This is a genomic window from Streptomyces sp. NPDC102402, assembly GCF_044765765.1.
GTDB lineage: Bacteria > Actinomycetota > Actinomycetes > Streptomycetales > Streptomycetaceae > Streptomyces.
This window is the reverse complement of record NZ_JBIWKR010000003.1, coordinates 667,696-680,601: the sequence shown is the minus strand read 5'-3', so window position 1 is coordinate 680,601 and position 12,906 is coordinate 667,696. Positions and strand designations below refer to the sequence as shown.

The following is a 12,906-nucleotide window of genomic DNA, read 5'->3' as shown; positions in this document are numbered from 1 at the left end:
AGCCCACCGGGTACGTCAGCCCGCCGAGTGGTCGCGGCGCGGTTCGGGCATGTGCGGCCGCTCCTTGCTCGACCCGCTCACCTCGGCGGACAGCTCCGACACCAGGCGGACCAGGTCGGTCGGCCGGTCCGGGCCCCACCAGTCGCCCAGCAGCTCGGCGAGCGACTCCTCACGCGCCGCGGAGAGCCGGACCACGGCCTCCGCGCCCTTCTCGGTGAGCACCAGCTGCATCCCCTCACGCCGGGCATAGCCCTGCCCCTCCACCTGACGGGCGGCCGACGTGATCACCCGCAGCGGCACGGGGGCGACCTCGGCCAGCCGGCCGGGCTCGACGGTGCCGTGCCGTCTGATGCGCAGCAGCAGCCAGCTGGCGGCGGGCTGCAGGTCGTATCCGGCCTTCGTGGTGATCTTCTCGTAGATCTCCCGGCGCCCCTCGCGGGTGGCGAGCACGGACAGGGCGCGGGCGCACTCGTCGTACGAGGAGCGGTGTACCGGGTTCGAGGCCAGCGTCTCGCTGCTGTCGGGTGCCGTCACGGAGCCGCGCAGGGGTTCCTCCTTGAGGAACCAGGCGAAGACGAACGCCACGAGCACGACGGGTGCCGCGTAGAGGAAGACGTCGGTGATCGAGGTCGAGTACGCGCTGAGGACCGAGGGCCGCAGATCCGCCGGGAGCCGGCCGATGCCCCGGGGATCGGCGGCCAGGGCGCCCGCGTCGAGGCCGGGCGGCAGGGACCGGCCGCTGAGCGCGTCCTCGAGTTCGCCGGTCAGCCGGTTGGTGAAGAGGGTGCCGAAGACGGCCACGCCGAACGATGCGCCGATGGACCGGAAGAAGGTCGCCCCGGACGTGGCGACGCCGAGGTCCTCGTAGCCGACGGAGTTCTGCACGATGAGGACGAGCACCTGCATCACCAGGCCGAGTCCGGCACCGAAGACGAAGAAGCAGAGGCTCATCGTCCAGGTGGAGCTGTTCTCGGAGAGCGTGTGGAGCAGCAGCAGGCCCACCACGGTGAGCGCGGTGCCGGCGATCGGGAAGACCTTCCAGCGGCCCGTCCGGCTGACGATCTGGCCGGAGCCGGTCGAGGTGATCAGCAGGCCGAGGACCATCGGCAGCATGTGCACGCCGGACATGGTCGGGGTGATGCCGTGCACGACCTGGAGGAAGGTCGGCAGGTAGGTCATGGCGCCGAACATCGCGAAGCCGATGACGAAGCTGATGACGGCGACGAGGCTGAAGGTCCTCCTGCGGAACAGCTTCAGCGGCAGCACCGGCTCGGAGGCCCGGCGTTCGACCGCGACGAACGCCACGAGCAGGACGACGGCGAGGACCGCGAGCACGATGATCTGCACGGAGCCCCAGGCCCAGGTGGTCCCGCCGAGCGAGGCGACGAGGATCAGGCAGGTGGCGACGGAGGCGATGAGGAAGGTGCCCAGGTAGTCGATGGTGTGCTTGGTGCGGCGGACCGGGATGTGCAGGGCCGCGGCGATGACGAGCAGGGCGACGACACCGATGGGCAGGTTGACGTAGAAGACCCAGCGCCAGCTGAGGTGCTCGGTGAAGAGGCCGCCCAGCAGTGGCCCCAGGACACTGGTCACACCGAACACCGCACCGAAGAGCCCCTGGTACTTGCCCCGTTCGCGCGGGGTGACGAGGTCTCCGACGATGGCCATCGACAGCACCATCAGCCCGCCGCCACCGAGCCCCTGGAGGGCCCGGAAGGCGATCAGCTGCGGCATGTTCTGGGCCATGCCGCAGAGCGCGGAGCCGATGAGGAAGATGACGATGGCCGTCTGGAAGAGCTTCTTGCGCCCGTACTGGTCGCCGAGCTTGCCCCAGAGGGGGGTGGCGGCGGTCGCCGCCAGCAGGTAGGCGGTCACCACCCAGGACAGGTGGTCCAGGCCGCCCAGTTCGCTGACGATCGTGGGCAGGGCGGTGGACACGATGGTCTGATCGAGTGCGGCGAGCAGCATGCCGAGGAGCAGCGCGCCGATGGACACCAGGACATTCCGCCGGGACCGCCCCTCGCCGGAGTCCAGGGGGGGCGGGCTCAACTGCTGGGCCATGGGGCATCTCCTCGGGTCCGCTTCACCCCATCCTGGCCGCTATGCGGCGGTATGGCCTGCCGAGCAGCGGTACGGGCGTTGGGCCAGGCCGCGGCGGGCTGCATAATCGCAGGCAGTTCACAGGGGAGGGGAACCCACGATGGCCGGACAAGAGTGCCCGGAGTGCGGCGGCGAGCAGGGCGCGAGACCCGGGGCGAGGTGCGCCTGCGGAGCCGGCGCGGCCGAGCGGACCGGGCGGGACGCCCGCGCGGCGGAGATCACGGCGGCAGGGCGGGACGCCCGCTCCGCGGAGATCGCCGCGGCCGAGGACTTCGACCCGCTGCGCATCAGGCCGTACGTGAGGCTGGACAGCGACGCGGAGGACCGGGGCGCCCCCGCGGCGGCCACGACGATGCCGCTGTTCCTGGACGGCCCGCCGGACGGGGGGCCGGGGGGCACGCCCGGCGCACTGCCCGATGCCGTCGTCGCGGACGGGACCCGCAGGCGTACCGCCTCGGCCTACGCGGGCAGCGGGCCGGACCCCGTGCAACCGCGCCGCCGGCGTCCGTTCGCCGCGCTCGCCGTGGGGGCGGCCGTGGCCGCGGTGGTGGGCACGGCCGCTTTCGCGGGCGGCCTGTTCGACCAGGGGGACAGCCGGGACGCGGCGCTGCCCGAGGCCACGACGAGCACGCCGGACACGAGCGGGGAGCCGGCCGCGTCGGTGTCGCAGTCCCCGCCCGGGTCCCCGTCGGCCACACCGTCCCGGTCGGCTTCGGCTTCGGCGTCACCCTCCGCTTCCCCCACTCCCACGGCGAGCCCGTCGGCCTCGCGTTCGGCCGTCGCTCCCGCGTCGCCGTCGCCCTCGGCGTCCGCGACGAAGGCACCCACCACGGCGGCGGCACCCCCGCCCGTCGAGGAGGCGTCGGGGGACACGCTGCGGCGCGGGGACCGCGGCGAGGAGGTCGCCGAGCTCCAGCGCAGGCTGCAGGAGATCTGGGTCTACCGCGGGCCGGAGGACGGCACGTACTCGGAGCAGGTGGAACGGGCCGTCGCCGACTACCAGCGGTGGGTGTCGGTCACGGACGACCCTTCGGGTGTCTACGGGCCGGAGACCCGCCGCGCCCTGGAGTCGCAGACGGACGGCAGGGGGCGCCGTTCCTGACCCCGCGGACGCGTGCCCCGTGACGCCCACGGCCGTCGGATTGGCGTTCCGGCGCATGTTTTTGTATCGTGGAGGAACAAAGTAGCCTCCGCCCGTTCTCCCTGACCGGCGGGCGGGGCTACTTGTTTTTTCTTCACGCAGCCACGAGCTGCCCCCGCGTTCTGGAGCATGCCGATGCCGGCCACCGTCCTCGAAGCCCGCGCCCTCCTGTTGGACATGGACGGCACCCTCGTGAACTCCGACGCCGTGGTGGAACGCTGCTGGCACCGCTGGGCCCTCGCACAGGGCCTCGACCCCGTGGCGGCGCTCAAGGTGGTCCACGGACGCCAGGGCTACGCCACGATGGCCGCCCTGCTGCCGGACCGCCCCATGGAGCAGAACTACGCGGAGAACCGGATCATGCTCGCCGAGGAGACCGCCGACACGGACGGCGTGGTGCCCATCGGCGGCGCCCCCGCCTTCATGGCGTCCATCGCCGGCCTCCCGCACGCGCTGGTGACGTCGGCCGACGAGGCGCTCGCCCAGGCCCGGATGACGGCCGCGGCCCTGCCGATGCCGGAGACGCGCGTCACCGCCGAGATGGTCGCCGCGAGCAAGCCCGACCCCGAGGGCTTCCTCAAGGGCGCGGCCGAGCTGGGCTTCGCCCCGGCGGACTGCATCGTGTTCGAGGACTCCGAGGCGGGCATCGCGGCGGGCCGCGCTGCCGGCATGCGGGTCGTGGGCGTCGGCCCGCGCGCGGCAGCCCTCTCCCCCGACGCCCATGTCGAGGACCTGACGCGGCTCCGCGTGGAAGCGTGTGCGGACGGTTCGATCCGGCTGCACGTCGAAGCGGTCTGAGCGGACCGGCCACGGCCCGGGTGAGGCCCGCCCCGGGATCAGTCCCGGTGCAGCAGCCCCCGGGCGATCAGCTCCAGCACCAGCGCGACGGCGACCGCCTGCACCGCCATCAGTGCCACCAGGACGAAGAGCTGCACGGCGCCGGCCTCCACGGGTGACGCGCCACCCAGCAGCATGCCGACGAAGGCCCCGGGCAGGGTGACGAGCCCCACGGTCCGGGTCTGGTCCAGCCCCGGCAGCAGCGCGTCCGACGCCGCGGGACGGGCGACCTCGAGCCGGGCGTCCCGGTCGAGCAGGCCCAGCGCCATCCCGGCCTCCACCTCACCCCGTCGCGTCCCGAGTTCGTCGAGCGCGCGCCGCCCGCCGAGCACCGTCGCGGTGAGCGCTCCCCCGATCAGGATCCCCGTGACCGGGACGATCGCGATGCCGCGCACCGGGAGAAGCCCCGTGAGCAGCAGCGCCACGACCACAGGCGCGACGCCCGCGCCGATCGGCAGCGCGGCCCACCACCAGGTGCGGTTACGGGTGATCCGCCGGCCCGCGGTCCGTACGGCGACCGCGAACATCAGGGTCAGGAAACCGAGCAGGGGCCCCGTGGAGCGCACCACCCAGCCGATGAGCAGGGAGACGGCGGTCAGCTGGACCGCGGCCCGCACCCCGGCGACGGCGATCTCGCGGGACCGGCCGAGCGAGGCCCACGCGGCGACGACGACGGCGGACACCAGGAGCACGGCGAGCACGACGCCGAGCGTGGGACTGACCGGAAGCAGCACGCGGCCACCCTAGAGGGTGCGCCCTGGCCGGCCCCGAACCGTCGATCCGTCAACTCCGCTCCTCGAACAACCTTCGGACGGGACGTCAGAGCTATTGTCCTACCCCTTGATGTGACGTGCGCATGTCGCCACTCTGTTACCTGGCGACCACCCCACCGAAACCCGGCGCCGTCACGATGGCCTGGCCGCGCAGGTCGCTGCTCAACGCCCCCCCACATCAAGGGAGTTCACATGTCCGGTATCTACGCGCGTCGCATAGCCGTCGTCGCCGCCTCGGCCGCGCTCGCCGCAACCACCGGGCTCCTCACGGCCCCCACCGCCCAGGCCGCGATGCCCACCCCGGTCAGCGCCTCGACCGCCCGTTCGTATCTGAGTCAGCTCACCGTCTCCACCGAAGGCTCCTCGTCCGGCTACAGCCGCGACAAGTTCCCGCACTGGATCACCCAGTCGGGAGCCTGCAACACCCGCGAAGTGGTGCTGAAGCGCGACGGCACCGGCGTCGTCCAGGACTCCTCCTGCGCCGCGACCAGCGGCCGTTGGTACTCGGAGTACGACGGCGCCACCTGGACCGCCTCCGGGGACCTGGACATCGATCACATGGTGCCGCTCGCCGAGGCGTGGCGTTCCGGGGCCAGCGGCTGGACCACCGCCCAGCGCCAGTCCTTCGCGAACGACCTGACCCGCCCCCAGCTCATCGCGGTCACCGACAACGTCAACCAGTCCAAGAGCGACCAGGACCCGGGCGAGTGGCTCCCGTCGCGCACCGCGTACCGCTGCACCTACGCCCGCGCCTGGGTGCACGTGAAGCACTACTACGGCCTCAGCGTCGACTCCACCGAGAAGAGCAGCCTGCAGTCCGTCCTGAACGGCTGCTGACCGGCCCTCCCGCCCGGCGGACCTATCCGCCCTCCTCCGTCGTTCCGTACCCTTCGGAGCCACCGGTGACGGCGACGCGAGGAGGGCACACATGGCCGGGCTACGCCTGGGACCGCTGCTGAGGTACGTCGACTGGGAGTCCGGCTCCCGGGCGACGGTATGGGTGGAGGCGAGCAGGCCCTGCACGGCGGAGGTCCGCTGCGCGGACGGAGCGTCCGGCACCTCCCCCACCTTCGCCGTCGAGGGGCACCACTACGCCCTGGTGGTGGTGACGGGCCTGACGGCCGGCTCGACCACGCCCTACGAGGTGCTGCTCGACGGCCGCCGCGTCTGGCCGCCCGAGGACTCCTCCTTCCCGCCCAGCACCATCACCACCCCCGCCGTACCCCGGCCGGACGAGGCGGATCCGGTCCGGATCGCCTTCGGCTCCTGCCGCTGGGCCGCCCCGCCCGCCCACGGGCACGACCCCATCGGCCCGGACGCGCTCGACACGCTGGCGGTCCGTCTGGCCGCCGACCCCGACGCCGTACGCCCCGACGTCCTCCTGCTCCTCGGCGACCAGGTGTACGCGGACGAGACGTCGGGGGCCACCCGGAAGCGGCTCGCGGCGCGCCGCGACCTGACGGAGGCACCGGGCGCCGAGGTCGCGGACTACGAGGAGTACACCCACCTCTACGACGAGTCCTGGCGTGACCCGGACGTGCGGTGGCTGCTCTCCACGGTCCCCACCTGCATGATCTTCGACGATCCGAACGCATCTAACTGGAGGTTCTAGCGTACAGGCGTCCGTGACCAGCGCAAATGGCTGTAGCCATGGGGCAGTTGGGTAGCCACAGCGGACCGGGGCCTACTCCTCGCGGGTCACCCGCGCATGGTCGGTGAACACGCGCCGGAACAGGTCGTGCCCCGTCTTCCCCGTATGTCGCAGACACCAGTCTTGCGCGGCTTCCTGGTCATCCAGCGGGCCGGACTCCGCGCCGCATTGGTGCGCCACACAGAACGCCTCATATGTCACCCCGCCTTCCGGCGCACGACGAATCGTGTGATTGACGAAACGCACTACCGCTCTCACGCTCACTGGTGCCCTTCCGGGTGTCTGCGAAGAAAGATGTTGCAGTCGGTCACGGTCGTCCAGTCGCCACCCTTTCGGGCACGATCACGAACGTTCGCCAGCTCCACGCAACCCGCGCATCCCTCAACGGGCGTGGGCTCCAGGTCGGCTAACCGCAAGGGCAGTTCAACGGTCCCCGTGCTGTACCGCGTCGGCTCGGTCATGCTGGCATGTTCCGATAGGCAGACGTCACGCGGGAGTTGACCGGCGTTGACTATCCTGGACCCACCACCAGTCAACCCCCAGAGGTTCCACCATGAGTGACGATTTCGCCGACGTTGCGCGCCGGTCACTGCGGGACAGCGGATACAGCATGAAAGCCGCCGCGCGGGCAATGAACTATGACCCGTCGTATCTCTCGCGCGTCCTCAATGGGAAACAGCACCCGTCCGAGAATCTGGCATTGGCGCTGGATTCCCTGGTTGGTGCCGGTGGCGCACTTGCCGCAACACTTCTGGATGACGACGAAACGTCTCGGGTGGCACATAGCGCGGAGAATCCTTCCCGCCTTGACGCCGGAACCGTGGACGCATTGGCCGGAGTCCTAGCCGCTTATCGTCGCCTTGACGATAAAGCGCAACCGAGCAGCGTCATTCCCGCAACCATGGTGCAAATGCGGGAAGTTACCCGAATGCTGCGCGCCGCACGGGGACCGCATCGGGACCGCCTAGCTGACGTGGCGTCGGAATGGGTGCAGTTCGCCGGGTGGCTGTATGCCCAAACGAGCGAGCACAGCGAAGGTGTCCGGCTGCTCAATGACGCCGTGGACCTTGCCGACGAAACGGGAAATGGAACCCTTGCGGCACAAGCGCTGAACTTCAAGGGCTACATTGCCCGACAGCAAGGGCGACCGCATGGCATTGCCCGCTGGTTCGGTGCGGCAGCGAATACGCCGGGCGCGCATCCTGCACAGCGAATCGGTGACTATCTCCAGGCTGCGGCAGGGCTGGCCGAGATGAATGAATTGGATGCAGCGCTGCGCATGGTCGATGACGCCGAAAGGCTCATGGATGCAGCCGCCGCACTCCCCCCGCCCGAGACTGCCTATTGGCTGACCCCGGCTTTTAACCGGCTCAATATGGGAATCTGCACTCTCGCGCTGGGAAGGCACAGCGAGGCGGCCGACCATTTGCGAACCGGTCTCGATGGCCTGCCCGAGGAACTGCGTGATGCCCCTTGGTCCTGGGAGCACAAAGAGGCTCTGCGGCGGGCGACCGAGGCAGCGTGATCCGCCAATGCCCCCGACAGTAAGAGCCATCGGGGGCAGATAGGAACGTTCCTAGGTGATCAGCCGAAGAACATGCGGCCGTCGCGCTGCTCCATCTCCAGTTTGCCAGCCTCGACCAGCCGGGTGCGAGCGAGATCAGCGAGCAGCAAAGCGGCGTAACCGTCAACCTTCTTGCGGGAGTTGGGGTTCTCCTTACGGAAGCTGACGCCGTATCGGTTCGGCCACCGCTTAGCGTTCATCACATGGCGTCGCAGCGTTTCGTTTCCGATGTGCCGAACGTGGCCGTTCTCAATGGCAGCCACAAGGCGCGCATTGGCGTCTGTGAGCTCTCGGAGCTGACCGCCCGAGCCATCCATCCGGCGCGCCACTGCTGAGCCCGTAGACGCCCGCACAGCGAATCGGTCCCGGTACTCCTCGGACCATCGGGCAACGTGGCCATCCCACTGCACAGGATCAGCGAAGAATGCCGCCACATCGAACCGCTCGAATGCGTGGTGCACGGCACCCTCTACAGCCTCGCGGTCTACCTCCCAATTTTCGCCGGCTGGACCGTCCGGCTTTTCCCAAATACCCAGGGGTTCAATGAGTCGATCGGAGACGCGCATAGCGATTAGCGCTGTCGCATCATTCGTCTTGCCGCCATCGAACCCGAGCGTGATTCGGTCACCATCGGCCAGTCGGTCCGAGACGGTGAGTGCATCCCAATCCTGCGGATCAATCAGCGAATCCTCATCAACCACTAGCTGATTTAGGAACATTCGGCGCGACTGATATGCGGGATACGTGCCGCTGTAGATGGTGGAGATAATCCAATCCACGTCCAGCCAATCGGCATCCCCTCGGGCGGCGATGATGCCAGCGCGGAGAGAATCCCGATCACCGAGGACCACGGAAGCCGGAGCCTCGATCGAGTCGTAATAGAACCCAGCGAGGCGGGGGGTATCCGGGCTAATGTCGCGCAACTTAGACCACGCGTGATAAGTGCGCTCGGCCACGCTGTCCTCACCCGGCAAGGGGGCGTTCGTAATCTCAAGAGTTCGAGCACCACCGCCACGAGACTTGGCCACATTTCCCGCAATGGTCATTGCCATGTGATGACCACCGTTGGACTTGACCCAATGCTGAGTCTCATTCATCAGGGTAAAGGTTGCTCGGCGTCCTTCCAGCGCACGGGCCGACGCTGTCACGGCTTCAATCCGGCCGCCCACGCCGCTGTAAATGATCTCCTTACCGAGGTCAATTCCATACGCGGAAAGAGCATCGTTCGAGAACATGCCAGGAAACAGAGCCATGGTGTTCTGTGCCTGATCCTTGGACGTGGCCGCGACCTGAACCCATGCGGCAGGGTGCGAGATTCCCACAGGGTTTCCGCTGGCATCCCAATGAGAGAACCGGCAGGGTCCGACGAATTCGAAAGCACACAGCGCGGCAGCGAACGGGTCCTTACCGGCACCCTTGATCCGCCGTACTGTTCCCTGTCGGTAGACAAAAGAGCCGTTGTCGTCAAGCTCATAAAAGCGCATCACGGTGCGCGCTTGCTCACGAGTGAATCGCCACGGATCACCGGCGTCCGGGCCGTCCGGCTGACGCAGGTAACGAGTGCACCAGCGGATAGCGATATCACCTAGGGTGCGATTCGGTGCGGGGACCGTATCGGGAATCGTTCGTATCGGCTCCATCAGCCATCCCGATACGAATCAAGTAGTTCATCTAGGCCGGTGTCGATGTCATCCGGGCCGGACTTGGTTAGCTCCACATTCAGGCGACGACGAGCGCCCTCGGTCGTGAGCAGTTCACCGGCAGCGCTGATGACCGACGCGAATAGCTGACCGCTGATCCGCTGACCCTGGCTGAGATTCCGGGACATAGCCTCGGCTACGTATCGAGCCTGCGCGATATCCGAGCGCTCATAGAAGAAAGACTGCCCGGACTCAAACAGCGACTCGAACCACTCGATAGCGATTGGGTGCCAATTCGGGTCGGCTTCGGGATGCTGTGGCCGGTCGCCAGCGGGAGCGCGAGTAATCGGAGCGGCAGGCTCATTGGTGCGCCGACGCATATCGGAACGCTTTGGAATAGGGCCGTGAGCGCCCATGGGGAACCCCCAAATGGAATAGGTAGCGAAAGCACCTAGGAACGTTCCTAGGTGGTGGACACGCTGTGTGATGACCCCGATGGGGATTCCGTGGAATCCAAGGCAAGCGGGCAGCTTGGGCGACCCCTGGACCCGTAGAGCCCGAGCGCCTACACGGTTACGGTTAAGAAGAGACCTCAAGAGGAGGGGGTGCCCAGGGCGCGCCTTGGATTCCACGGAAGCACCCCGAGCCGGCCGTGACTCAACGTGAAATGTGTGCGGGAGCCAGCGGCGAATGCGGCGAGGATCACCAAGGGAATGGCGGCGGTTCTCTGTCCTGCCTAGCCACCTGTGTTGTCGGCCGGGGCGTTGCTGCTCTCGCTGCTGCTGACTCAGCCTGTGTCTTCTGCTTGTGGTGCCATCGGCACAGCAATTGCAGGTTGTCCAGGGCGTGGTTATCGCCACTGACTACGTGGTCCACGTCGCTGCCATACGCCCCGCATCGCTGGCCGGTATCGAGTAGCACCGCCCGACAGGCACCCCCGTCACGCTGAATTACCAGCCTGCGAATGTGCGCCCAATTGGCGGGAAGACGGGAGCGCCGGTCACTGCTGGCCCACGACACGACCGGCCTCCCGCTCATCATTGAACGCGCGCATAAAGTTGCGCATCTGTGCTTCGCCTGAACCCTCGGTCTCGTTCCAGCGCCGGAGATATTCAGTGCGCTTGCGTTCATCCTCGGCAGGCAATGAGACGCCACGGAATAGCGGCAGTGTCTGGCAATGGCAATCCGGGTGGTACTGATCCGGGTTGTCCTCGGCCACATAGGACCGGGTGGAGCGGGACGCATTACGGCTCTCGCTGTATGCAGCGCCACGACTGGCCAGCATTGCGCAGAATCCGCAAGGGTCGGCATCCGTCTTGCGGTAGTAGCCGATTACCTCGGGGTCGTTCTCGCGGGCATCTGCCAGCGCATCCCGTCCGCCTTGCTCGGCCAGTCGGCCACCATCACGCGCAAGGTTCGTGCCAGCGCGAGACATAACGTCGTCAAGCTCTGCGAGGAATTCGGGATCGTCTAGGCGTCCCCGCTGAGTCTCCCGAGTAACCGGGGCAGCGTGGACGAAATACGATGCCGCCGCTTGACGTGCTTCCGAGACAGTGTCTCGCTGGCCACCTGGGAACGTTCCTAGGTGCTCGCCTATGGCTAGCTCACGAACTCGGTTGTGATACCGGGTGCCAGCCTCGTAAGACTGGTCCCGGCTCTCACTCACCATGTCGCGGTAGGTCTTCCACAGCGCGTCAGGGTCGGAATCAACCGCACGCCAACTAAGCGTTGCCCACCACTCCATAAGCCGCTGTGCGAGGCTCCCGGAGATGGCTAGCTGCTCGTTGTAGTAGGCCCGAGACGCGCGGTCGATGTCCGCTTGCGTCATGCTGCCACCGGCTCAACTTCGGGCGGTAGCACGGACTTTGCCATCGCGTTAGCCATCTTGGTTAGCGGGTCCATCTGCTCGGCGAGTAGACGCCATTCCGCAAGCTGCGCCGGGGTCATTCCGGGGACCATTGCCCACGCCGCCTCGGCCGGGACAGCCATTGCCGACACCATCTTGCCGAGAGCATCCACGGTCGCCGCAAAGCTACGGGGAGCAGTGTCACGCCATACAAGCTCAGCATCAGCGGGCAGGATCTCGCCCATTAGCTCGGCCACCGTCTGGAATACACGCTGCCACGCGCCACCGAATGCGCGCTTACGGTCATCGACCTTGCGCTGTAGCGATTCCTGAGCAGCCGCTAGAGCCTCGGCGGATAGGTTGATCATGTCGCCGGATAGGTAATGCGGTGGGAGCGCACCAATAGCGGCCAGGTGCTTAACGGTGTTGTTGTACGCGTCGAGATACGGACCGATATCCGTTGCATCGAACTGGCCGGTCTTGGTGTCCTTGTCGGGGAAGATCAGCAGCCGAGCGGCCGAGAACATAACGGCGCTCTTCTTCTTGATCCGGCCGAATAGGTCTACGTCGTACTGGCCATCCTTTGGAGCATTGACGCCAGCTACCCACTTCTGCCGGTGCGCGCCGTACTGGATCGCGATAGCCGTCGATAGCTCGATGTTGTTCAGGTTGTCCTGAATCGGAATCAGCGGCTCAACCTCCCCGAGGGAGGGGACATTGGGAGACGTGGACGCCATATTGCGGAAACGGATGATAGGGCAATGCGAAAGCCCGTGCTTTAGCTGTTCCACAACCACGAAATCGGACGCGCCGGACGCGTCGCCCTCTTCCTTGCTGACCAGACGGAACACATAGGCGTCATCGTAAAGGTCAATGGTCGCAAATCGCTTGCCCTCGGAAAAGGTGGTTCCGTGGACGGCCGCAGCGATCGGATAAGGGTCGTTGGTGCGCTTGAACAGCGCCGTGACGGACAGCGGGGAGAGTGGTTCAATCTCGGGCCCGCCGTTGCCAGGAAGAACCCGCACGTAGGCTTCGCCGTAGGCCAGCGCGTCACGGTGTACGGCCGTCTGAGCCTCCACCATGCCGTTTAGGTCCCAGGACTCCCAGACAGGGAAGTTGTCGCCTCCACCGGCCGCACGGAGCCCGTCAACGTAGAGATTCGACGCGACGGCATCAACTACCAGCGGAAGGAAGTTCTTCACGCTGCGCTCTCGGAATACGCCGAACTCGGTAGCCGCTTCCTCGGGCATGTACGCCGGTGCGTGGTGGCCATGTAGGTACTGCTCGACGCGCACTAGTCGCGGGTTGGTCGCACGGTACTTTTCCAGGATGGTTCCGAGGACCGGGCCCATGG

11 protein-coding genes and 1 pseudogene are annotated in these 12,906 nt (G+C 67.3%); 5 read left to right on the top strand and 7 right to left on the bottom strand.

Annotated elements, in window-relative coordinates:
* Positions 1-15 precede the first annotated feature (15 nt).
* Positions 16-2,061, bottom strand: coding sequence for an MFS transporter (locus tag ACIRJR_RS12595; protein ID WP_403778028.1), 2,046 nt, complete (start codon positions 2,059-2,061; stop codon positions 16-18).
* Positions 2,062-2,200: 139 nt separating this feature from the next.
* Between ACIRJR_RS12595 and ACIRJR_RS12590 the strand changes: the two genes are divergently transcribed.
* The gene (locus ACIRJR_RS12590) at positions 2,201-3,202 is read left to right on the top strand and encodes a peptidoglycan-binding protein (RefSeq protein WP_403778025.1); all 1,002 of its coding nucleotides are present in this window, start codon (positions 2,201-2,203) and stop codon (positions 3,200-3,202) included.
* A gap of 174 nt (positions 3,203-3,376) precedes the next feature.
* Positions 3,377-4,039 carry an HAD-IA family hydrolase gene (locus ACIRJR_RS12585; RefSeq protein ID WP_403778022.1) on the top strand — a complete coding sequence of 221 codons (663 nt, stop codon included), beginning with the start codon at positions 3,377-3,379 and terminating at the stop codon, positions 4,037-4,039.
* 38 nt (positions 4,040-4,077) lie between these two features.
* On the opposite strand, the gene ACIRJR_RS12580 is transcribed toward ACIRJR_RS12585, so the two are convergent.
* Positions 4,078-4,812 (bottom strand): ABC transporter permease, encoded by a 735-nt coding sequence (locus ACIRJR_RS12580; protein ID WP_403778019.1) that lies wholly within the window; start codon positions 4,810-4,812, stop codon positions 4,078-4,080.
* Between the two features lie 231 nt (positions 4,813-5,043).
* Here ACIRJR_RS12580 and ACIRJR_RS12575 point away from each other — a divergent pair, with 231 nt between their 5' ends.
* Entirely contained in the window at positions 5,044-5,688 is a 645-nt protein-coding gene (locus ACIRJR_RS12575; RefSeq protein ID WP_403778016.1) for an HNH endonuclease family protein, read from the top strand.
* A gap of 91 nt (positions 5,689-5,779) precedes the next feature.
* Positions 5,780-6,436 (top strand): annotated as a pseudogene (locus tag ACIRJR_RS12570) (alkaline phosphatase D family protein); the annotation flags it as partial.
* A 326-nt stretch (positions 6,437-6,762) separates the two neighbouring features.
* Here ACIRJR_RS12570 and ACIRJR_RS12565 read toward each other — a convergent pair.
* Positions 6,763-6,963 (bottom strand): hypothetical protein, encoded by a 201-nt coding sequence (locus ACIRJR_RS12565; protein WP_403778014.1) that lies wholly within the window; start codon positions 6,961-6,963, stop codon positions 6,763-6,765.
* A 92-nt stretch (positions 6,964-7,055) separates the two neighbouring features.
* On the opposite strand from ACIRJR_RS12565, the gene ACIRJR_RS12560 reads away from it, so the two are divergent.
* Entirely contained in the window at positions 7,056-8,027 is a 972-nt protein-coding gene (locus tag ACIRJR_RS12560; RefSeq protein WP_403778011.1) for a helix-turn-helix domain-containing protein, read from the top strand.
* A 59-nt stretch (positions 8,028-8,086) separates the two neighbouring features.
* Here ACIRJR_RS12560 and ACIRJR_RS12555 read toward each other — a convergent pair whose 3' ends face one another.
* The 4 genes from ACIRJR_RS12555 to ACIRJR_RS12540 form a co-directional block, all read right to left on the bottom strand.
* The gene (locus tag ACIRJR_RS12555) at positions 8,087-9,706 is read right to left on the bottom strand and encodes a terminase (protein WP_403778008.1); all 1,620 of its coding nucleotides are present in this window, start codon (positions 9,704-9,706) and stop codon (positions 8,087-8,089) included.
* The gene (locus ACIRJR_RS12550; RefSeq protein ID WP_403778005.1) at positions 9,706-10,086 is read right to left on the bottom strand and encodes a hypothetical protein; all 381 of its coding nucleotides are present in this window, start codon (positions 10,084-10,086) and stop codon (positions 9,706-9,708) included. The genes ACIRJR_RS12555 and ACIRJR_RS12550 overlap by 1 nt, the downstream gene beginning before the upstream one ends.
* A 620-nt stretch (positions 10,087-10,706) precedes the next feature.
* A complete protein-coding gene (locus ACIRJR_RS12545) occupies positions 10,707-11,534 on the bottom strand; it encodes a hypothetical protein (RefSeq protein ID WP_403778002.1) in 828 nt (275 codons plus the stop codon).
* Entirely contained in the window at positions 11,531-12,904 is a 1,374-nt protein-coding gene (locus tag ACIRJR_RS12540) for a phage portal protein (protein ID WP_403777999.1), read from the bottom strand. Before ACIRJR_RS12540 ends, ACIRJR_RS12545 begins: the two co-directional genes overlap by 4 nt.
* Positions 12,905-12,906: the final 2 nt, after the last annotated feature.